Origin of the sequence: Desulfatiglans sp. (assembly GCA_012513605.1) — a bacterium.
Classification (GTDB): domain Bacteria; phylum Desulfobacterota; class DSM-4660; order Desulfatiglandales; family HGW-15; genus JAAZBV01.
On the sequence record JAAZBV010000153.1, the window covers coordinates 62,134 to 85,930 of the forward strand.

Consider the following 23,797-nt stretch of genomic DNA (forward strand, 5'->3'; position numbering starts at 1 on the left):
TTCACAGTCAGGTTTTAGGATACTGTCAAATTGTAAAAGGTTTTAACAGACAGCTATTATTGTCAGTAAATAGTGGTGACACCTAATATCAGGAGGGCTTATGGCGACAAGATTCAGAATTCTTCTACCCCAGTTTTTTTTCTATATGGTTTTTATTCTTCCGGGTCACCCTATCACGGCCCAGCAGGCGAATCCCGGTCAGCCTCTTCAGATTTTAAACATCACCCCAAGCGGTGAGGATGTACCAACTACAAATAAGATAGTGTTCCAGTTTAACAGGGCGGTTGTACCTGTTGGAGCAATGGACAGAAAGGCATCCGAGGTACCAATAACAATAAACCCTGAGATCAAAGGCCGATGGCGCTGGCTCAATACCTCTGCACTGGCTTATATTATCGATGATGATTCCCCTCTTAAACCTGCAACCCGGTACGAGATAGAGGTAAGACCAGGCATAAAGGCAGAGAATGGCGCAACCATGATTGCGGCTGTAAGGCGCACCTTTATTACAGAGCGGCCAAAGGTTGTACACACATGGTTTAAAACATGGAGGTCGCCAACCCATCCGGTTGTAAGGGTGATCTTTAATATGCCTGTTACAAAGGATTCGGTAGAAAAACATCTTTATATGCATCAGGGATGGCTTAAGGAGGGGAGGGTAAAGGTAAAGGCAGAGCCGGATCAGACAGAAAAGGAGCTGCCAGATATCCTGCCCCTTCCCGGTGAAGAGGGCATGGCCCTTGTTATTCCGGAAGGGGCGTCTAAAGAAGAGCCATTAGAAGAGGTATCCCTGTTTGATACTTTATACAATCGTGTCGCTGCATTTTTTACTGCTCTTTTTTCAGATAAATCTCAGCAAGAGAAGGTGGTTAAAACCCAGGAAGAGAGTACTGGGCCAGAGCGTGCATGGGTGATTATGCCTGAAAAAGAGCTGAAGGAGAACACGACTGTATATATCAGGGTGGAGCCGGGGCTTGAACCTGATTCAGGAACAGAGAAAGGTATTGAAGATAGAGAACTGGTTTCATTTAGCACATTCCCTGAGTTCCAATTCAACGGCTTTGAATGCTTTGATATGAATCATAACCGGATATCCATTAATCCTGGTGATGCGCCTAATAAAAGTAGATTATGCAACCCTATGCAGCCTGTCATACTGAAATTTTCCTCGCCGGTCTTAAATTCTGAGATAAAAAAGAATGTAAGGTTCAAACCTCAATTGCATGAACCGGAGTCAGGGGATGATGAGGAGGATGAATACTCCCAATTGAACAGGCCCTACTCCAGGGATCAGCTCTATTATTCATATATGCCAAGTCTCCTTAAGGCAGCCCAGGATTATCAGGTGAGTATCCTCCCCGATTTGCGTGATGAATTCGGACGCACCCTGAAAAAGGAGATCACTATAAATTTTGCCACTGATCACAGGCCACCTGACTACCAGCTTACAAACCAGATCTCCATACTTGAAAAGGATATTGCTACAGAAGTCCCGGTATATGTAACTAATATTGATAAGCTACATCTGTTTTATGACAAAATAACTTCAAAGGGTGCCGACTACGGACTCTCTAAAGAATTGACTTTGCCTGGAATAAAGGACCTGTCAGTCAAGCTCCCGATGAAGGTAAGGGATATGCTTGGAAACGAGTCGGGCGTGGTTGCGGGTTCTGTGGTTACCAGACCATATATCAAAAAGTGGGAGGATTATAATAAATTTTTTATCGAGGTAACCCCATTCCAGGTGCATGTGAAGATGGGTCATTTCAACGCCATTGCGTGGGTAACAGACCTTGCAACAGGTAACCCGGTTGAGGATGCAGAGGTCACAATATACAGGGCAAAGGCCATGACCCTGACAGACTCTCCAGAAATCCTTGCCCGTGGCACAACCGGGACAGATGGTACAGCAACCCTTGAAGGTTTGGAAAATCTGGACCCTGATACAAAATATATATACGGGTATGACCGGTCCAATGAGATCTTCTTTACAAAGGTGGAAAAGGGGAAAGAGATGGCGCTTCTCCCAATGGATTACAACTTCCTCATGAACACATACAACGCATCTCATTACACAGTATACTCCTCATCAAGGGGAAAATACGGGTACATACGTGCATGGGGCACAACGGCCCAGGGTGTGTACAGGGCCGGAGACACTATCCAGTACAAGATATATGTAAGAAATCAGGATAATGAAAGATTAATTGCTGCACCGGACAATTCATATTCCCTCAAGGTAATAGACCCTATGGACAAGACAGTCCATGAAATCAAGGATATTACCCTTTCGGAATTTGGCGCATTTGATGGCGAGTTCACGGTGCCTGAAACAGGTGCGGTCGGCTGGTATCGCTTTGAACTCTCCGCATCATACACAAAGACAACCTGGGAACCCATGATGGTGCTGGTTAGCGATTTTACACCATCGCCATTCAAGGTGACAACTGACCTGAACGGTAAGCTGTTCAGGCCGGGTGACATGATCGCAATTACCACCCTCGCAAAACTCCATGGAGGCGGACCATACACGGACGCATCAGCAAGGGTTACCATAACCCTGAATAAAACTGAGTTCACCTCCAGTGATCCTTTAGCCAGGGGCTTTTATTTTGACAGCTCTGCCCCTGAAACACCTGAGGAGATTACCCTCGGCCAGAAGGAAGGCACCATTGATGACAAAGGTTCTCTTTTAACAGATATCAAGCTCCCTGAAACCGCCATATATTCTGGTAAACTCACCATTGAGAGCGCTGTAAGGGATGACAGGGGGAAATATATCTCAGCAAGGGGCAACGCAGATTATGCATCAAGGGAGAGGTTTGCGGGTCTGAGGTCAAACACCTGGATTTTAAAACAGAATGAGCCCTCCTCTGTAGAATTAATAGTTGTTGATGAATCTGGAAAGCCTGTTAAGGGTGTGCCGGTTACTGTCAGTGTCGAACACAGGGAGACAAAGGCATCAAGGGTAAAGGGTGCAGGAAACGCATACCTCACCCAGATGAACACCAGGTGGGTGGAAGATGAAAAGCGGGTTGTCACATCCAGTAATAAAGGTGTGGAGTTCAGTTTCACACCCGGAAACGCAGGAGGGTTTCGGATAACCGCTTCTGTAAAGGATTCAAAAGAGAGGGAACACAGCACCAGGCTCGAAAAATGGGTAGCAGGCAGGGGTGTGGTCTTGTGGGAGGATGACAACAAAAACGGCCTTGATATAGTCCCTGAAAAGAATGAATACAGGGTGGGTGAAAAGGCCAGGTACATGGTTAAGAACCCCTTCCCCGGGGCAAAGGCACTTATCACCATAGAAAGATATGGAACCATAAAGCACTGGGTGCAGACCCTTGAAACAGCAACGCCCATTATAGAGTTTGAGATCGAAAAAGATTTTGTACCCGGGTATTATCTCTCTGTTGTTGTGGTGTCACCCAGGGTTGAGATGCCCCTTGGTGAAAACGATGTAGATCTTGGAAAGCCTGCATTCAGGATGGGTTATGTACAGGGCAATGTAGCGGATCCCTATAAGCAGCTATCTGTAAGCGCAGCCCCTGAGCGGGATACATATAAACCTGGCGACCGGGTAAAGGTAAACCTACAGGCATCATACCAAAAACATATGATTGATGAGCCGGTGGAGTTTGCAGTGGCTGTGCTGGATGAGGCGGTTCTGGACCTACTCATAAGAGGCATAGACTACTTTGATCCATACAAGGGTTTTTATGAACTGGAAACCCTTGATATGCTTAACTACAGCCTGATCATGCAGCTTGTTGGCCGCCAGAAGTTTGAAAAAAAGGGGGCAGACCCGGCGGGTGACGGCGGGGCTGACCTTGGTTTAAGGAACCTGTTCAAGTTTGTAAGCTACTGGAATCCGTCTATCAGGGCGGATAACAGCGGAAAGGCTGATATAGAATTTGAGGTGCCGGATAACCTTACAGGCTGGCGGGTTCTTGTAATGGCGGTTACACCGGGTGAAAGGATGGGGCTTGGTCAGGGCAGATTCAATGTGAACAGGCCAACAGAGATCAGGCCGGTAATGCCGAATCAGGTTACAGAAGGGGACAGCTTTGATGCAGGCTTCAGCATAATGAACCGGACAGAAAAGGAGCGTGAGCTTGATGTAAACATTACTGCCAGGGGCGCAATTAATACTAGTGAAAATGGGCGACAGTTAAGATCCACCCTAAAGGTAAAGGTGAAGCCATATAAACGTGTAAATGTATTTATGCCAGTAAAGAGCAGGGGTGAGGGTAAAATTAGGTTTATTGCAAGGGCAGGCGATTCAATCGATCATGACGGGGCAATATTTGAACTTGATGTACGCAAAATGGCCAGCCTTGAGACTTCAGCCACATATGGCACTGCTGATTCTGAAACAGTCATTGAGTCATTGAAGTTCCCTGACAATATAAGAACAGATACTGGAAATCTGTTTGTAAACCTCTCGCCCACTGTTATTGGGAACCTTGAGGGGGCATTTAAGTATCTGCGTGATTATCCCTATAGCTGCTGGGAACAGAAGATTACAAAGGCAGTAATGGCTTCCCATTATATCAATCTTAAAAGGTACATGGCCCCTGACTTTGAGTGGAAGGAGGCAGGAGAAATCCCTGATATCATGCTTGTGCTCGCAGCCAATTACCAGGCCCCGTCTGGCGGCATGTCATTTTATGTGCCGCAGGAGCAGTTTGTCTCCCCATACTTAAGCGCATATACAGCAGTTGCATTCAACTGGCTAAAGGAACGGGGATACAGGGTGCCGGAGTCAGTGGAAAACCGGTTATATGAGTACCTTGAAACCATGCTCAGAAAGGATGTTGCCCCTGATTTTTACTCAAGGGGCATGACCTCAACCGTGAGGGCAGTGACCCTTGCAGCACTTGCACAAAAGGGGAGACTATCCCTGGATGACCTGAACCGGTATTATCCCCATGTTAAAGAGATGGATATATTCGGTAAGGCCCACTTTCTTATTGCTGCATCGCTCATAAATGGCGCTGAGGAGATGAGTAAAGATGTTTTTAATATGATCATCTCACAGTCTGATCAGACAGGCGGCAAGTTTATCATTAATGAGATGTTTGATGATGGCTTTGAGAGGATACTTACATCACCCTTAAGAACAAACGCGGCGGTGCTGAGCGCCATTCTTGCCTATGAGAAGGGAGAAGAGGGTAAGCGCCTCACAAAGGATCTCCCGTTTAAGATGGTAAGATACATTACCCAGACCAGAAAACAGGGCGGCAGGTGGGAGAACACACAGGAGAATGTCTTCTGCATGAATGCCCTTGTGGAATACAGCATGGCTTATGAGGCAGTGAACCCGGATATAAACCTTACTGCATCAATAGGGGATGCTGCACTGGGTAACGCAGTTTTCAGGGATATGACAGATGCCCCGGTTATACTGAAAAGGCCCCTGGGAGGGGGAGACCCTGGAAAAAGCACACAGGCAAAAATTACCAGGGATGGCACAGGCAGGTTCTATTACAGTGTGGGGATGTCCTATGCCCCAATGGAGATGAGAAAGGATAATATAGATGCCGGTATTGATATAAGAAGGGAATACAGTGTGGAGCGGGATGGTAAATGGGTTCTTCTTCAAACACCCATGAGGATAAAAAGGGGAGAACTTGTGAGGGTAGACCTTTATCTCTCCATCCCTGCTGCAAGGAACTTTCTTGTGGTGGATGATCATGTACCGGGCGGTCTTGAACCTGTAAACAGGGATCTGGCCACAGCATCAACAGTGGACGCGGACAAGGCAAAAAACGATTATGCGGCTGACTCATGGTTTTTCCATTATAGCGACTGGTCATATTACGGCATGTCAAGATGGAGTTTTTACCATAAGGAGCTGAGGCATGATGCAGCAAGGTTCTATTCTGAGTACCTCTCTCCTGGCAATTACCATTTGTCATACACAGCGCAGGCGGTTGCGCCGGGTGAATTTACTGTCATGCCGACCCATTCAGAGGAGATGTATGACCCGGATGTGTTCGGTAAGAGTGCGCCTGCTGTTTTGAATGTGGAGAAGTAAAGATTAACCGCAAAGACGCCAAGAACGCAATGAAAACAAAAACAAGTATGTTTTCATCTTTTAACAATAATTTTAACTTTGCGGGCTTAGCGTCTTGAGAGAGCAAAGCGAATGGGCGGTTAAATTATGTAATGATGTAGCAGGAGATACTTACAATTTCTCCAGGTTTTAATATTTAAGTTTAAGGCCAATTGTATAGTGACAAAAGGTCGTCATTCCCCGGCTTGACCGGGGAATCCAGAAGCAACGTAGCAAAGAGAAAAATATTGTTTTAAGAGAGAATAAGATGGATCAATTTATCAGATATATCACAGGGCATTTTCATAACAGATATATTAAGGTCTCTGCCATCACAATCGCCCTTGCTGCAATCATTGTTATCTTTAAAACCATCATCGACATCAAACCCATACCCCAAACCCTTATCCCTGATGCATCTGACATAAGCAGGGTGCGTGTGCTGGACAGGAACCATGTGCCCCTTGCTGTAACATATCAAAACGAATGGAATACGCATGACTATGTGCCCCTCTATGAAATACCTGATTTTATTCAACAGGCGTTTATTATTGCAGAGGATAAAAGGTTTTTTCACCATTCGGGAATAGACCGGCTTGCACGATTAAATGCTGCGTGGCAGAACATGCGCTCTATGGGCGGTGTGAGGGGTGCAAGCACAATAACCGAACAGGTTATAAAGATGATTCATCCCCGGCCAAGGACAATTTGGTCAAGATGGCTTGAGGGCGTTGAGGCGCAGGCCCTTGAAAGGGGGTTTTCAAAGGCAGAGATCCTGGAGTTTTATCTCAATGAGGTACCCTACGCCTCTAACCGTCGTGGCATTGTACAGGCGGCACGATACTATTTTGACCGTGACATAGATACCCTGAGCAGGAAGGAGATGCTTGCGCTTGCTGCTCTGGTGCGTGCGCCCTCAAGGTTTGATATGCGGAAAGATTCAACACCCATTAACGGGCCAATTAAACGGCTTGCAATGCTCGCTGTAAAAAATGGCCTTTTTGATGAAAGGGAGGCTGTAGAGACACTTAAAGAGCATATAAGGCTAAAAGAGACAGCCTTCCCTGTTGAGGCGGGCCAATTTGTGGATTTTATCATGGGTAAACCAGATAACCTCAATTATGTGAAAAGGGGAGAGCTCATCACAACACTTGATTCATCCATCCAGACGGCGGCTAAGAGCATACTTGATAACCATATGATAACCCTGGTTGGTAAGGGGGTAAAAAATGGGGCTGTGCTTGTGGTGGATAACAGCACCAGAGAGATAAATGCATGGGTTGTTAATGGCACAAGATCAGCAGATGTACAGGCCAGTTGGATAGATGCAGTAACAGCGCCTCGCCAGCCAGGATCAACCCTGAAACCATTTGTATATGCCCTTGCCCTTGAAAAGGGCTGGTCACCGGCCACTATTATTGATGATGCACCACTTTCAGAGACGGTGGGAAACGGGCTTCATGTATACAACAACTACAGCAGGATCCACTATGGCAAACTGCCCTTGAGGCAGTGTCTGGGCAATTCACTTAATATCCCTGCATTAAAGGCCCTGAGATTTATTGGCGTACAGAATTTTCTTGCTTGCCTTAAAAATATTGGTATTAAGAGCCTTGAAAAGCAGCCAGATTTTTATGGTGATGGGCTTGTGCTTGGTAACGGGGAGGTCACCCTTTTTGAGCTTGTACAGGCATATGCAACACTTGCATCTCAGGGTCTCTTTATGCCCCTCAAGATGATTTCGAATGAGATACCTGACACAGGAGAGCGGGTAAGGGTATTCTCGCCTGAAGCAGCATCTCTTATTGGGAATATTCTTTCAGATTCAAACGCGAGGAGGTTTGAGTTCGGTTCAGGGGGCGTACTTAATTTTCCTGTGCAGACAGCTGTAAAAACCGGCACATCCAATGATTATCGTGATGCATGGGCAGTAGGGTATAATAATAATTATACAGTTGGGGTATGGATGGGTAACCTTGATCGAGCTGCCATGAATAAAATCACAGGGGCAAAAGGTCCGGCAATTGTGCTCAGGTCTGTGTTCGCAGAGCTTAACCGGAACAACGAAACAAGGCCGCTTTACCTGAGCCCGAAGCTTGTGCAGGCGGATGTATGCAGGGATACAGGGCTAATGGATGATGACAGTTGCCTTACAGTGAGTGAATGGTTTATACCGGGCTCAACCCCTGACAAACCATCAAAGGCAGATGCTCCAAAAGAAGAGGGTGTAGTAATGACTCAGCCTTCCCCAGGGCTCCTCTTGGCTATGGACCCGCGTATACCCGATGATCATGAGGCATTCCTGTTCAGCATCTCAGGGGTAAAAGAAAACTCAAAGGTTGAATGGATTGTGGATAATCAACTGGAGGCGGTGACTAACTCAGGTGATTATATGTGGCCAATGATGAGAGGCAGCCATACTGTTATTGCAAGGGTATATACAAATGACAATATGGTTAAAGAAGAAACACAGGCAGTAGGGTTTTTGGTCAAGTAGGTTCAGTATCGTTCTATATATCACCATTGCCGTAGAGACAAGGCATGCCTTGTCTCTACATGGTGTAGCAATGATGCCTTTTTCTCAAATAAATCACTTTTCTCACTTTTTTCATTTTATATTCATATTCATTTCATAAACCCTGGTTACAATCAATTCAAACAATCAAACAGGGAGAAAAGACATGAAAACAATAAACGCTGTGAATGATTCATATATCGGTCAAATTCGCGTTCAATATGGTTCTGATATGCTTATTGCCCCCGGTGTAAGGATTATAATAAGAGATCCCGCCGGGAGAGTCCTTCTAATCAAACACACCGCTACAAATAAATGGGAAATACCTGCCGGCTCTGTTGAGCCGGATGAAAGCGTACTGGATGCTGCCAGGCGTGAGGTGTTTGATATAACAGGCCTGAGTGTCGGCCAGTTAAAACCCTTTGCATATTATTCTGACCCTGTGTATCAGCTTGAATGTGATACCGGAGAAAAGGTTCAGCAGTATATAATGGCCTTTATTACAGAGGATTACTCAGGGGAGATGTTAATATCTACTGACGAGATATCTGATATGGGTTTTTATTTTTTAAACTGCCTGCCGGACATAGATGATGCGCATATAGAAACAATACATGACCTTTTCAGATATCAGGGGGCTATTATTTTAAAATAGGGGTTCATCATAACCGAAAAGGTAGGGGCGAAAAATTTTTCGCCCCTACAGGATTCCCCTAAAAAAATATGCGTGTATTATGCCTGATTCATTTCTGGTTTTAAAATCAGCGCCAGAGGTACGGAATATTATTAGAATGAAGGGTAAAAAATTATTAGCTCCAGCGGAGCGAAATATTATGTGGTATTAAGGGGAAATATCATCATGAACATATTTATAATGTCCTTAATTATCATAATCATCACACTCTTATCAGGTTTCCATTCCTTCTGTTATGCAAATGAGATAGATATGGGCTTCACCCCTTTTTATAAAAGCGATATGCATATCTACTTAAGTTACGCCAGGCTGAAAGCCTTTGGACTTAGCAAAATCCAAAAGAAAAATAGGGCACTGTTAAAAGGTGTCATGATAAAGGCCGGGTTTATCCCTTTGAGTTATGAATGGTGGCATTTTGATGGCATAGAAAAGAATGCAGCCCGAAAGAAATATCAGATTATCGAATAGGAATGTACAATAGTACGTATTGTTTCCCTTAACACTGTTTCCTTTTATTCTTGGGTAAGATGATTAATAAAATATTAATATCAACAATGCTTTTTCTTTTAGTTCTCACAGCAGCCGCTCTTTTATATATTAATGGCTAACGGCATTTTAATTATCCGAATAGAAACAAATATCCAGTCAGGGTATTGATGTTTCTCATCACCAGGATAAATTTGAATACCCGAAGGCAAAAACTGGACATTCTGGCAATATACAAGCCGCGGGAGAGTAAAAGGTATAGATGGCCCGGTGGACTTAAATGTTTTTTATGGTACGAACTTATCTTATTTATTTGGAGATGATGTATATTAGGTCAATACAAAATCCCCATATATGCCGATGTGTTTTTATAACTTAATACCTGTTTGCAGGAGAATCCGAATGAAACAATTTTTCATAATATTATGCTTATTATGTATTCTTCCTGGTTTTTGTCATGCTGAACCCGATATTGATAAATTGGCGAAAGGCATTACATCCACATATCCCCTTTGGAAAATAAACGGGAAGCCGACAGGAGAAGAATATGGTTTTGAATTATTATTCGACGTCAACAATCCACAAAAAATTGAAATACCTGATTTTGAAACAATACTAAATGGTCAAAGTTATAATATATTATCATGCTATGGAAATTTTTTATCTGATTCAAAAAATGGTTATATTGTGGGTACTGCTGGTGAAGGGCCTACATTCGGAACAATATTATTGTTCAATGAAAAAATGCAGAAAATATCGTCTATTGGTTGCCAAAAGGTCGTAAAAATAAATATGGTAAATTTATTAAATACTGATCGAAATCAAATAATAACATGGGAAGACCACCATTATGGCACTAATACAACACGTCGTGTTCTAAACATTTACCAAACTGATAAGGAAAATAAAATATATTTAATTTTTAGTCATGATTTAGTGGATAATACCCGTATGCCTGAAGATAAAGAAATTAATTATTCAATCGATTATCAGTCATTAGCTGTAGAAAAGAAAATTAAAATTACTCGAAAGGACACAAATCAAGTTAATATTTGCACTTGGAATGGTCATATATATGAAGGGAAGGACTGTCAACAAGAGTATCCACAGTGACCAGGTGATATAACATCGCCCGACCAGTAATGCCCACTGGAGATAAACGACTTCGAGGTAAGAAGGTTGATATAGATGATCAATTCAGAATTTTACGAGCTGACCTGTTGCCTAAAACCTGTTTGACATCCATGTATCATTTGAATAAACTAAGTAAACTAATTTAATGGGGCTTAACAATGGAAAACATAAATATTCATGAGGCAAAGACAAAGCTCTCCGCCATGTTAATGGAGGTTGAACAAAAGGGGAAGACCTTTCTCATTTGCAGAAATGGCAAACCGGTTGCAGAGCTTGTGCCTCACGCTAAATCAGACCGTCTTACATATCACCCTGTTTTAAGCAAGATTAAAATCAAATATGATCCGACAGAAGAGCTTTCAAATGATGAATGGGGAGAAATAGAGTGATGCTTCTGGACACTTGTGCCCTCTTATGGCTTACCCATGACCAGAATAAAATAAACCAGGCGGTCATTGAGCTTATAAAAAAATCGCCGGTTATATATGTCTCAGCAGTAAGTGCTTTTGAAATAGGGTTGAAACATAAGGCCGGGAAACTCTATCTTCCTGTCCTGCCAAAAAGCTGGTTTGATAAAATTATTAAACACCACCATATAGAGGTTATTGATCTCAATTGGGAAATCTGTGTTAAAGCAACTGAACTGCCGGATATCCACAGAGACCCATGTGACAGGTTTATAATTGCTACCGCGTTGACTAAACAGCTTCCTGTCGTCACTGCGGATAAAAGATTTGAAGCATATGGGGTGCAGGTCTATATATAATTAATGCGAGATCAGGGCTTGTTACAATCTTTAAAAAAAGATCATAAAGGAAATATAAATGAATCGATTTAAGACATTTCTAAAAAATACTATCATAGGCGGGCTTCTTGTTATGCTCCCGGCAGGGTTGCTTCTGCTTGTAATTTCCTGGATTTTCGGGCTTATACGCAGGGCCATAAGCCCTATAACTATTATTGTTATGGAAAAATCCCCTGCCCAGGGGATGATCGCAGATGTGCTTGTAATTGCGGTACTTATTATATTATGTTTTACAGTAGGTGTTATAGTAAGGACAAAGGTCGGCAAATGGCTGCACACCTCTCTAGAGTCAAAGATACTGGCAAAGGCCCCGGGATACAGGCTTATCAAGGAGACCATATTCCAGTTCCTGGGCAAAAAAAGGTCCCCCTTTTCGTCTGTTGCGCTGGTTCAACTCTTTGACAGTGAGACCCTTGTAACAGCCTTTATTACTGATGAACATGAAAATAACGCCATCTGCACGGTATTTGTACCCACAGGTCCTAACCCCACCTCAGGACTTATATATCATGTGCCTAAAAGTAAGGTTTTTCCGATCAAGGTCTCTGTTGAAGATGCCATGAGATCAATAATAAGCTGCGGGGCAGGCTCATCAACCATTGTTGCGACCAGAAGGTCATGTCTGGAAAATGATCCTCTGTAATAAACAGACTTTTTATCACACAGGAGTTCACATGAAAGGACTATTAGACATAGAAAAAAAATTGTTTATAACTCTCCTTTTCATATCTTTTACAGCATCATGCGCTCACGTGGAGACAAAGGAAAAGGTTGCTGATGTTAAAAGGGTAGGATCGATCACCGAAAGTTACCTTGGAGAGGTAAGCGGTATAGCCATGTCCCGTTACAGAGAGGATGTGTTCTGGGTATTGAATGACAGCGGCAACAGCGCATCAGTATATGCCATACGAGAGGATGGGAAACCCGTGGGCATTGTAAACATTGAAGGGGTTACAAATAATGACTGGGAGGATATTGCCTCTTTTGAGTATGAGGGAAAACCCTATATAGTTGTTGCCGATGTGGGGGATAATTTTGCCAGGCGCAGCAAGTGCTTTCTCTTTTTTATAGAGGAACCTGATACAAAAAAGATCAAAATGGGTGACCCTATCACCGTTAAGCCATCATGGAGCATCACCTTTACCTACGAGGATGGCCCGCGTGACTGTGAATCAGTTGCAGTGGATGCAGTGACCGGTAAAATATTGCTTTTAAGCAAAAGGGATACACCTCCTGTGTTATATGAACTCCCTCTGACAACGAAAACTGAAAAGAATGCCGTTGCAAAAAAGATCACAGTAATTAAACCCCTGCCACAAAGGACCCAGGGGATAAGTGATTTTTTAAGCATGTCCAATATGACAACCGCAATGGACATCTCCGTTGATGGTCTTAATGCTGTTGTTTTGACCTATGCAGGGGCTTACCTCTTCCCGAAAGAAAAAGATGAAGAATGGGGCAAGGCATTTTCCGGTACCCCGGTGTATATTACCCTGCCTGTGATGCAACAGTCAGAATCCATATGTTTTGGGAAGGATGCCTCAACCATGTTTGTTACAACAGAGCAGGTCCCTGCACCTTTGTACAGGGTAGAGCTAAAGAAATAATTGAAAAAGAGCGAAGGTATGCCTCGGAGGCTTTCTATTATTTAGGTTGAATCATTTTCTAATTGGATTATACAATGAGTGCACAACCTAAATGGATACGAATAAGGAATTTTGAAATGGAAACGCATGTATACGAAACAACAATAAGGAAAAGAGGGATTCTGGAATTAAAGGGTCTGCCTTTTGATGAAGGGGATGAGATAAGAATAGTGATCTCAGCTAAAGGGAAGAAAGAGAAACTTGAGGCCCTTATTAATAATGACCACGTGTGGACAGACAGTGATATTAAAGAGATTCTTCGCGGCAGGGAAATAATAAACCAATGGAAAATATCCTGATCGATACAGACATTGTTATTGATTACCTCAGAACTAAGGAAAAAGACTCTACAGAACTAATACGACTACTTCTTAATCACACAATATATGTATCAGCTATTTCAGAATTTGAATTATATCTTGGGGCAAGAACGCAAAGACACCGGGATGATCTTGAAATTGTATTCAGCCAAGTGAATTTGATCCCATTTGATTTTGGATGCGGGCGGATTGCCGCCGATATCTGGAGGAATAGAGAAACAACACATCAAAATTTGAAAACTCAGTCCCAATAATATCCATATATTTCAATAAGATTATACTTTCTTCCAAATAGTCTGCATCATCAATATGTACTCTGCCAAATGGGAATTTTTCTCCTTTGCTATTAACAATTTCAAACTCTATCTCAGGGGCAGGTGCGGAAGGATAATGAACAAATGAAAATCTTTTATTTATTAAAACATCACCTTCATCATAATTAATCAAATACAACCTTAACCTATTATTTTTATTCTCAAGTTCAATTTTAATATTTGGTTCTACAGCAGAAGTACAAAAAGAAAAAAGTAGAATAAAAAGAACAAAATATTTGATCATGTCTATTACCCCCAGTTACTAGTCACAAATTAATCCATTAACGGCTCAGTTGATAGACAATCCAGGATGTACCTTATTTTATAATCCCCCATCTCTTAAACAGGAGGCTGTAGAATTTTGGTTGTTCAAAATCCGCCTGCATCAGTTTGGTTAAATGGACATACCCGAGCTTGATCTCATCATAGTGTCTCAGCCCCTCCACCAGGATCCTTACTTTATTTTTTGTCAGAGAGAAGATAATTTTATTTTCATCAGTCAATGCCCGCTCCTGTTCGCCCGGATCAGGTATTGTAATCATATAGCTTTGTTTACCCTCGATCAGAGGAACCAGGGAATAGATACAGGAGTCTATAGGATCAAATTCAGAGGTCACATGTACCCCCTCCTTGTATTTTATCGCCATCAGTATATTTCTCAGTTGAGCGTTGTTGGAATAGATAAAAACCACATCAGGTTCAAAGGTTGTATTTCTCAGGGGCGCTGTGACACATCCGATATATTTTCCGGCTTTTAAGCATGGGAAGGTCATATTCTTTGCCAGTTCGGGCTTTTCAAGGAAATGGCCCAGGAATTTTGAACCCGTTCCGCCCAGGGCCTCCTTTATCTCCGGATCATCATCGAATTGAGGATTATACAGGCCCCCTTTTCTGAAAAATTCGGGCTGTTCGACCAGACCATAACCGATGACCGGTGCATAGCACCAGTGATCTTCTTTAAGCATTGCCACTGTCTTGCCCTCGCGTCGAGTCAGGGAGAATGCCTGGCATTGGGCAATATGCTGATTACGATCCCTTTTCGGCCTTACAGCCTCTGCCGGGATCTCTTCCTCCTTTTGAATCATTTTAACTGCTACAGTGAAAGAATCCAGCCTTAAAATATCTTCAATCTCTTTACCATAACCTCTATATTTTTTAATTGCAGACATTTTCAATTCTCCCTTTACTTATATGATGGATTTAATCCGGCTGTTCTTGACAAGGGGTTATCTTACTCACGCCATTTTCATATATCAACTGATTTTATAATTTAAGGATTGTCTCTAATAATAGGGGCGAATAATTATTCGCCCCTACAATTCTATGTGGTGACCCAAACACCTAAAGCAGGTCAGATGCAAGCTCTGCCAGTTCAGACCTCTCATCCTTCTGAAGTGTTATATGTGAATATATTTTCTGCCCCTGCATCTAGCCTATAAGGTAGGAGAGCCCATTTTGAATTAGATATCTGATTTTTCTTTCCTACACCCGGCAAAAAAGTAAAGCGATCAAAGATAATAACCTTTAATCGTTTCGCCAATCCCTGGTTTTAGGATAAAACGCCATACAAAATTAGGCTTGACACACAAATACCTCCCCCCTATACTTTTGTCGTTAAGAAGTAAGTTTTTATATATTCAATCGTTTTTCACTAGGTATTTCATCGCACCAGCGTTGCCTGTTGGAAAGCCACAATCTAAAAATAGAGGAGAGAATATGAACGCAATCATGCAGATACTCTGGAATGCGCTAAAGGCTAACAAGTTAGCTTTGCTGGCCTGTCTGGTTTTCCTAGCCGCACCCTCGATCGGTCTGGCCTACGATATACACCCTATTACCGATTCAACCACCAACAACGCTAATATTGATGTTGCAGTTGATGCAGACGACATCCCCCATGCTGTGTATGACCGAGGCGGCAGCGTCTACTACAAAAAGGGGATTGGTGCTGAGGAACTGGTGGGGGTGGGAACAAATCCGGCCATCGCGGTCGGCCCTGACGGCGTGCCCCAGGTGGTCTATATGGCGGGAAGCGGTCAGTTCTATGTGACCAGGGCCGAAGGTGCCTGGCAAACGCCGATCCAAATCTCGACCTACAACCGCGAGATCGACATCGATGTGGACAGCAGCAACCACGCTCATATCGCCTATGTAGCCCAGATCGACACTTCGTATCCGAGCGAAACCAGTGCCGGGGTGGACATCGGCTACATTAACAATATCGACGGCACGGAATCCGAACCCTTTTCCGGGCCGATTGTGGTGTATCGGGGTATATACGAAAATCTGGGCGGATCCAGTTATCAAGGGTATTACTATGACTTTCCCAGAATCAAAGTAGATAGTGAGGGAAACTACCACATCATAGCTACTCATCAGTACTACTATAGATACGAGACCTATATTGAGCGCAATTACTATGTCGTGTATAAAACAAATACCGGCAGCGGTTTTTCTTCCAATAACACCTCCAGATCCGCTGCCGCAGCTTTGACCATCAATGCCCTGGCCCTGGCTCCGGGCGGCAGCCCCAGGGTGGCCTATACCCAGAACAGCGTAGCCTATTACGCCAGTCCTAATCCCGCATGGTCGGAAACCGCCCTTGCAGGCGTCACCACCCCAGCGTTGTCTGCAAACGACAATGACGTTGGCCTGGTGTATGTGGACAGCGGTAAGGTGTATCTCAATTTTGACGACGGCTCCGGGTTTGGCTCAGCCCAAGCAATCGCCGACGGATCAGCCCCGGCCCTGGGCCTTTCCCCGGACAGCCCTTTTGTCTATTATCTAGCCTCGGACGGTGTGAACAGCGAGGTCTACCTGCAAACCGATTTCAGTTTTGTGGCACCGCCCACGGTGACCGTGCAACCGGCAAGCCTGACCGTAACCTACGGCGAGGACGCCGTGTTCACCACGGCGGCGGATGGTCTGCCAGAGCCCACGGTGCAATGGCAGGGCAGCATTGACGATGGAGCCACCTTTTCCGACCTGGACGACGCCACCGCGGCCACCCTCACTTTGCCAGCGGTGACGATGGACGACAACGGCCTAAAACTGCGCGCAGTGTTTACCAATGACGAAGGCACCGCTACCTCGAACAGCGCCACCCTCACTGTTGCACCTAAAACCCTGACCCCGTCCTTGACGGTCGCCGACAAAACCTATGACGGCACCACCTCGGCCACCATCGAATCGCGGGAACTCACCGGGATCATCAACGAAGACGATGTCAGCCTGGTCAACGGCGTGGCCACGTTCAGCGACAAGGATACCGGCACCGGTAAAACGGTGACCATCACAGGGCTTTCTTTGAGCGGATCGGATGCAGAAAAGTATCAACTACCCGTAGGTGAGGTAACAACCACAGCCGATATCACATCGGCAGAGCTGACCCCGTCGGTCAGTGTAGACGATAAAATCTATGACGGTACAACTGGTGCTGTGATCGTAGACCGGGGTCTTGCGGGAGTCATCGGCGATGAGGATGTCAGCCTGGTTAGCGGTACCGCCGTCTTTCTCAACCCAAATGCAGGTTTGGGAAAATCGGTGACAGCCACAGGTCTTGCCCTGGAAGGGACCGACATCGGCAATTATACGCTGGTCTCAACGAGTGCTGCTACCCATGCAGCCATCATCCCCCGCTCCATCACGGTCACTGCAGCCGCCGCGACCAAAACCTATGATGGCACCAACACCGCGACAGGAATCCCAACCATCACCTCAGGCATTCTGGTCAACGGCGATACTGGCACATGGACCCAGTCATTCGATACCAGGCATGCAGGCACCAGCAAGACTCTCACCCCGACAGGCACAGTGAACGACGGCAACAGCGGTGACAACTACGCAGTCACCTTCGCACCGGTGACAACCGGAACGATCTCCCCCCTGCCAATGACCGTCTCGGCCGTGACCGAAACCAAGGTCTATGACGGCACAACTGCGTCGAACCTGACGCCCCAGGTCGAACCTGCCCCGATCAGCGGAGACACCTCCGAGTTCCAGCAAGCCTTCGACACGCCTGACGCTGGAACAGGGAAGACCATCACCCCGTCAGGAGCGGTCATCGATGGTAATAGCGGCAATAACTACGATGTCACCTTCATAAACGTCAACAACGGTGTCATTACCCGGGCCGAAGCCACAGTGACACTCTCCGGCCTCAGTCACACCTACGACGGCACTGCCAAGGCCGCCATCGCCACCACCGAGCCGGCTGGACTCGGCGTGGCTTTAACCTACAACGGCTCGGCTGCTGCTCCGACATCTGTCGGCAGCTACTCAGTCGTAGCCGTCATCGAAGACACCAACTACCAGGAGGGCACGGCCAGCGGCACCCTGGTAATCGCCAAAGCTACGCCGGTGATCAACTGGCCCAACCCGGCGGACATCATCCCCGGCACCCCCCTGGGCGAGGCACAGCTCAACGCCACGGCCAACGTACCCGGCACCTTTATGTACACCCCGGAGGCCGGCACCCTGCTCGAAATCGGCACCAACCAGATGTTGAGCGTCGACTTCACCCCTAACGACACCACCAACTACACGGAGGCAACTGCGCAGGTTACCATCAATGTCACTGAGGATTTTTACTGGCCCATGTTCATGCCGGCCATCCTGAAAGGACAAAACGTTACCCAGTGACCCCCAGCATTGAACAGGGTTATCCGATCCGGTCAGAGAGGTGTGCGGGCCTGCCCGCCACCCTGACCGGCATCACCCGAGGTACCCAAACACCTAAAGCAGGTCACTGGCAAGCTCTGCCAGTTCAGACCTTTCACCCTTCTGGAGCGTGATATGCGAATATATCTTCTGCCCCTGCATCTTTCCTATAAGGTAGGAGAGGCCGTTTGAGTGCATATCAAGGTATGGGTGGTCTATCTGAAAGATGTCCCCTGTAAAGACTATCTTTGTGCCTTCGCCTGCCCGTGTGATGATGGTCTTTACCTCATGGGGTGTAAGGTTCTGTGCCTCATCCACAATAAAGAATATCTTAACAAGGCTCCTGCCTCTGATATAAGAGAGCGGCGAGATCACCAGCTTCTCGGACTCAAGATACTCCTTGATCCTCTTGTGGTCTGCATCGGTCTGATCAAACTGGTTCTGTATTACACCAAGGTTGTCATAGAGCGGCTGCATATAGGGGTCAAGCTTTGATTTTATATCCCCTGGCAGGTAGCCTATATCCTTGTTGCTTAATGGCACAACAGGCCGTGCCAGAAACATCTGTCTGTAATAGCGGTGGGTTTCTAATCCCGCTGCAAGCGCAAGCAGTGTCTTCCCTGTGCCTGCCTTCCCTGAAATGGTAACAAGCTTGATATCCCGGTTTAACAAAGCATCAAAGGCAAATATCTGTTCTGCGTTCCTGGGTGTAATGCCGTATACAGTGCGTTTGTCAACCCGCCTTATCTTATTGGTGGAAGAATCATACACGCCAAGGGCAGATTTTCTGCCATTCTTTAATATAAGAAACTGGTTGGGTAAAAGGGCTGTAGAAAGATTGATGGCAGAGAGATCAAGTTCATATGGTTGCTGATACAGTATATCTATGGCCTCAGCCGATATATTTTCCTCCACCCTCAGCCCTTCATACAGGGCAGATGCATCCTTTACATGATCCGAGGTATAGTCCTGTGCTGTCAGGTTTACTGCCTTGGCCTTCATGCGAAGGTTGACATCCTTTGATACAAGTATCACCTGTTTTTCCGGGTTGTCCTTACACAGGTGATAGCAGATATTAAGCACATGATGGTCAGCCTTCTGTGTTGAAAAATTGAGCTTCAGGTCAGGGTGGAACTCACGTTCAAGCTTTATCATGATCTTCCCGTGCCCCGCTCCTATCTCAATGCCCGATTCAAACATCAGGTCACCGCTTATGGAATCAAGGTTGCGCAGGAATTCCCTTGCGTGGTAATTCAGGGATGAGTTCCCCTTTTTAAACTGATCAAGCTCTTCAAGCACTGTTATGGGGATTACAATATCATTTTCCTGAAAATGATAAATGCATGAGCTGTCATGGAGGATTACATTTGTGTCCAGTACAAAGGTCTTTTCTTTTTTAGGAGTCATTCTCTTCTCTCTGCTGATAGATCTAATATCGTATCCACCTGTTTCAAGGTAATGGAACCATAAAACATTATAATCTATAGATGTCTGTTGGAATAAACCTTACTGGCTGCATTTTGTATCATAAAAAAATGGCAGATACAATAAGCTGTAAATTATCATTTTTAAATAAAACCCGGCAGGTTATAGACCGGGCCTTGCGCCTGGAATACTGACTTTTGCTGCAATATCATTTGCCAGTTTTATGGTAATTTTATTTGCGTAACCTAGTCTTGTTGCAAGCACACTGAACAGGTGTTTTGAGACCTCAGGATATTTCTCAATAATCTCAAGGAGTTTATCACCGGGGAAACGTTTTACCACTGATCTCCCTTTTGAAATAATAGAGGCAGACCTGAGCTCCCCAGATATCGCAGCCATTTCCCCAAAATATTCCCCAGGTTCTGTTATTTCAGCAATCTTTTTCCCCTGTTTTGATACTATTAATGAGCCCTGCACAAGCTTAAAGAAATCTTTGTCCTTGTTCCCTTCATGGATAATAATATCACCATCCTCATAACTTTCAATATCAGGGTTGATAAGATAGGCAGGCAGGGCCTCCTTGGTGATTACAGTATTCTTAAGAACCTCTATTACAGAGGTCATCCCTTCCCTTATCTTCTGAAGACCTGCCTCCCTGAGTGTTTTCATACCCTCCTGGCAGGCTATCTTTCTCAGCTGGTCTTCCGGGATGTTGGCGTTTATGGCCTTTGAGACCTCATCAGTAACCTCCATGAGTTCATAAAGACCAACCCTTCCCTTATACCCGCCATTACATTCCGGGCACCCACTGGGGCCGTATATCTGGAGGGAAGGTATCTCTTCCTTTGAAAATCCCATTTTTTCAAGTTCTTCCGGGTCGTGATGTGTCTCCAAGGTCTTACACTTCGGGCACAGCTTCCTGACAAGCCGCTGGGAGAGAACCATTGTAACAGCAGATGCGAGCATATAGGGCGGGATACCAATATCCCTTAAACGACCGATTGTAGATGGGCAGTCGTTTGTATGAAGTGTGCTGAAAACAAGGTGGCCTGTCATGGCGGCCTTTATGGCTATCTCTGCTGTCTCCATATCCCTTATTTCACCGACCATGATTATTTCAGGGTCCTGACGCAGGAATGCCTTTAATGCAGCGGCAAAGGTCATGCCCACCTCATTCTTGACATTAACCTGGTTAATACCTTTGAAGTTGAACTCTACCGGGTCTTCTGCGGTAAGAATTTTAGTGTCTTCTGTATTTAGCGCATTAAGAACAGAATAGAGTGTGGTGGTCTTACCTGATCCTGTTGGCCCTGTTACAAGGAGAAGACCGTAGGGTCTGTCAATACAACGTTTAAGGGCCTCAAATGTATCACGCTCAAAACCCAGTTTTGTAAGGTCAACATTAAGGGCGCCCTTATCAAGGATACGCATTACAACGCTTTCACCGAAAAGGCAGGGAAGTGTTGAAACACGAAAGTCCACCGCGGAATGTTTGCCCATACGCATCTTTATCCTGCCATCCTGCGGCACCCTTCTTTCTGAGATGTCAAGCCCGGCCAGTATCTTTATTCTGGAAATAAGGCCGTTTTTAATGGTTAAAGGGAGGTTCATGGATTTATAGAGTGACCCATCCAGCCTGTACCTGACCTGGAGCGCCTTTTCAAATGGCTCAATATGGATATCACTCACACCATCTGTAACCGCCTTTACAAGTATACCATTTACCAGCTTTATAATGGGGGCATCACCTGCTGAGAACTCATCCTGTATCTGGTCATCCATGGGGCCTTCAAGCTCCATGTCGCCCACAGCCTCTGATACCAGTGAACCAAAGTCATCTACCTTGGTAATTGGGAGGTCACTATCATCCTTTTCTTCTACCTTTGCGAAAAAACTTTTATACTCATCATCGCTGATATTATAGAATTTTTTATAGGCCTCTATTATCGCCTTTTCAGTAGCCACATAAACCTTTACCCCCATCCTGACCTCGGTCTGGATCGCCTCTACCGCAGCGCTGTCGGTCGGTTCGGTCATGGCAACATCAAGGGTGCGATCCTTTTTTGCCATGGGGAATGCCATGTTCTGCCTAGCGGTCTCATAGCTTAATAGCCTTAAGACATCCGGGTTAGGATTAAAATCATTGCTTGTTGCAGATGGGTAATTGTGGATACGGCTCAATACATTGACTATTGTCTCTTCTTCTATATAACCAAGCCTGAGCAGGATGCTACCTAGTCGGCTTTTGCTTTTTTTCTGAACATTCAGGGCCTCCTGGAGCTGGCTGCTTGTGATATGGCCCTCTTTGCAGAGGATCTCTCCGATCCTTGCCTTTCCAGCCCCTGACTGGTCCTTTATTGTAGCCTTGAGGCTCAATTTATTCTGAGGCTGTACCGGTTTTAAATGCGATGGTTTATTTACTTGAGGAATTGCCATTTTGCCTTGTCTGGTTAAAACCTTTCCTTTATTACTGCCCTGTGTAAGGCATAATAAAAATAAAAATATAATATCAAATAATTAGTATCATTATCTTGAGCAAGGGAGATATAAAATACTCATACAAGTACAATACTCAAAACTTATATCGGTATACTCTGTAAAAATCTTAAGATGAAAGAGCAGATTTTTTTAAATAAAGTTAACTGTTTGATTATTAAACTAAAAGTGTAGTATTTAAAGCCGTATAAAGGTGAAAAATGCATGTGCAAAAAAGCAAAAAATAGCCCTTGGCCGTTATCTATTCAGGAGGATTAATTATTACTGCAAAGACAAGGATTCTGCCGGAAAACATACTTAACAAGGTATCTTTTTTTACCAGGTCTATATTCATGTACAACATAGAAATATGGATATAAGGCATCCCCTTAACAGTGCAATGCCCGGCATCATAACCGGACAGAAGATCAGTAAGCCCCGAGGAATTACCCCCTGATTTCAAGGCTGAAAAGATGGCCACTATTTCTTCCAGAACATCAGATTTATCATTTTGCACCTGTATAAGTGGGATTTTACATGAAATAATTGATGGCAACTGTAACCCCTTATCCATGCACAGGTACTTATATCCATCGCAAAGGAGGGTAAAAACAGACCGTTTCATAAAAAGTAACAGATCTCCCTCACATATATACTCTCCAAAAAGAGTATGCCATGCGGTTAAGAGCTGTCTCAAATTAACATCATTTATAAAGGTTTCTGCATCCATTCCTGCAAGGGTCTCGAACGGGTAGATGGCGTTATCATTAAGCTCTGCAATATTTAAAAGGGGTGACTTCCTTTTTCTGAGGGCAACAATCATCTTCTCTGCCTCATTTCTCTCTTTTTCAAACCTGTCTGCCAGATGCAGGAGCATGTGACACCTGATTATCCGATCTCTTTCATTCCTCTCCGTGGAGGATCGTCCTCTGAGAGAGGCCATGATGCTTCTAATGGATTCATCGGATGCAGAGGCTGAATTACCTCTGCTGATAACCTTATTATGGCTTTTTTCGCCCAGCTCCTGCGCAAGGCTGTAGTATTCATTCAGCAGGTTTTTTATGTTTATCCCAGGCATCAACCCTTCAGGAGGATATGAAACTATTATTTCATCATTTTTACAATCAGGGAAATTGGCTCCCCACGGGATATACACCCTGACAGGTGAGAAACACCGGAATATTTCTTTAAAGATCGAAAGATCAGAATAGTTAAAGGATAATAGATGTGCCTTCATTTGAACCGGTTTATTTTTTAATTTGTCTT

The 23,797-nt window shown here is 44.7% G+C and carries 17 protein-coding genes; 12 read left to right on the plus strand and 5 right to left on the minus strand.

What is annotated here, in order from left to right; all coding sequences use genetic code 11:
• Window positions 1-100: 100 nt before the first annotated feature.
• The 11 genes from GX654_20310 to GX654_20360 all read left to right on the plus strand — a co-directional run bounded on the left by GX654_20310 (window position 101) and on the right by GX654_20360 (window position 13,912).
• Window positions 101-6,040, plus strand: a complete 5,940-nt coding sequence (locus GX654_20310) for a large extracellular alpha-helical protein (GenBank protein ID NLD39207.1) — start codon at window positions 101-103, stop codon at window positions 6,038-6,040.
• Window positions 6,041-6,326: 286 nt separating this feature from the next.
• Entirely contained in the window at window positions 6,327-8,555 is a 2,229-nt protein-coding gene (locus GX654_20315) for a penicillin-binding protein 1C (protein NLD39208.1), read from the plus strand.
• Between the two features lie 184 nt (window positions 8,556-8,739).
• Window positions 8,740-9,228: an NUDIX domain-containing protein gene (locus tag GX654_20320; protein ID NLD39209.1), complete on the plus strand. Its 489-nt coding sequence runs from the start codon at window positions 8,740-8,742 to the stop codon at window positions 9,226-9,228.
• Between the two features lie 204 nt (window positions 9,229-9,432).
• Complete coding sequence (locus GX654_20325) at window positions 9,433-9,735, plus strand: M15 family metallopeptidase (protein ID NLD39210.1); 303 nt, start codon at window positions 9,433-9,435, stop codon at window positions 9,733-9,735.
• Window positions 9,736-10,155: 420 nt separating this feature from the next.
• A complete protein-coding gene (locus GX654_20330) occupies window positions 10,156-10,866 on the plus strand; it encodes a hypothetical protein (GenBank protein NLD39211.1) in 711 nt (236 codons plus the stop codon).
• 179 nt (window positions 10,867-11,045) lie between these two features.
• Window positions 11,046-11,276, plus strand: a complete 231-nt coding sequence (locus GX654_20335; GenBank protein ID NLD39212.1) for a type II toxin-antitoxin system prevent-host-death family antitoxin — start codon at window positions 11,046-11,048, stop codon at window positions 11,274-11,276.
• Window positions 11,258-11,653, plus strand: coding sequence for a type II toxin-antitoxin system VapC family toxin (locus GX654_20340; protein ID NLD39213.1), 396 nt, complete (start codon window positions 11,258-11,260; stop codon window positions 11,651-11,653). The genes GX654_20335 and GX654_20340 overlap by 19 nt, the downstream gene beginning before the upstream one ends.
• Window positions 11,654-11,711: 58 nt before the next feature.
• Window positions 11,712-12,335, plus strand: coding sequence for a DUF502 domain-containing protein (locus tag GX654_20345; GenBank protein ID NLD39214.1), 624 nt, complete (start codon window positions 11,712-11,714; stop codon window positions 12,333-12,335).
• A gap of 31 nt (window positions 12,336-12,366) precedes the next feature.
• Entirely contained in the window at window positions 12,367-13,299 is a 933-nt protein-coding gene (locus GX654_20350) for a hypothetical protein (protein NLD39215.1), read from the plus strand.
• Between the two features lie 116 nt (window positions 13,300-13,415).
• Window positions 13,416-13,637 carry a hypothetical protein gene (locus tag GX654_20355; GenBank protein ID NLD39216.1) on the plus strand — a complete coding sequence of 74 codons (222 nt, stop codon included), beginning with the start codon at window positions 13,416-13,418 and terminating at the stop codon, window positions 13,635-13,637.
• A complete protein-coding gene (locus GX654_20360) occupies window positions 13,622-13,912 on the plus strand; it encodes a type II toxin-antitoxin system VapC family toxin (protein NLD39217.1) in 291 nt (96 codons plus the stop codon). Before GX654_20355 ends, GX654_20360 begins: the two co-directional genes overlap by 16 nt.
• Here GX654_20360 and GX654_20365 read toward each other — a convergent pair.
• Complete coding sequence (locus GX654_20365) at window positions 13,803-14,216, minus strand: hypothetical protein (GenBank protein NLD39218.1); 414 nt, start codon at window positions 14,214-14,216, stop codon at window positions 13,803-13,805. The genes GX654_20360 and GX654_20365 overlap by 110 nt on opposite strands.
• Before the next feature lie 73 nt (window positions 14,217-14,289).
• On the minus strand, window positions 14,290-15,141 hold the full coding sequence (locus tag GX654_20370; protein NLD39219.1) for a DUF169 domain-containing protein: 852 nt from the start codon (window positions 15,139-15,141) through the stop codon (window positions 14,290-14,292).
• 547 nt (window positions 15,142-15,688) lie between these two features.
• Between GX654_20370 and GX654_20375 the strand changes: the two genes are divergently transcribed.
• The gene (locus tag GX654_20375; protein NLD39220.1) at window positions 15,689-18,613 is read left to right on the plus strand and encodes a hypothetical protein; all 2,925 of its coding nucleotides are present in this window, start codon (window positions 15,689-15,691) and stop codon (window positions 18,611-18,613) included.
• A gap of 93 nt (window positions 18,614-18,706) precedes the next feature.
• Here GX654_20375 and GX654_20380 read toward each other — a convergent pair whose 3' ends face one another.
• The 3 genes from GX654_20380 to GX654_20390 all read right to left on the minus strand — a co-directional run bounded on the left by GX654_20380 (window position 18,707) and on the right by GX654_20390 (window position 23,768).
• Window positions 18,707-20,038: a PhoH family protein gene (locus GX654_20380; protein ID NLD39221.1), complete on the minus strand. Its 1,332-nt coding sequence runs from the start codon at window positions 20,036-20,038 to the stop codon at window positions 18,707-18,709.
• 180 nt (window positions 20,039-20,218) lie between these two features.
• Entirely contained in the window at window positions 20,219-22,492 is a 2,274-nt protein-coding gene (gene pilB / locus GX654_20385; protein ID NLD39222.1) for a type IV-A pilus assembly ATPase PilB, read from the minus strand.
• 301 nt (window positions 22,493-22,793) lie between these two features.
• The gene (locus GX654_20390) at window positions 22,794-23,768 is read right to left on the minus strand and encodes a hypothetical protein (GenBank protein ID NLD39223.1); all 975 of its coding nucleotides are present in this window, start codon (window positions 23,766-23,768) and stop codon (window positions 22,794-22,796) included.
• Window positions 23,769-23,797 lie beyond the last annotated feature (29 nt).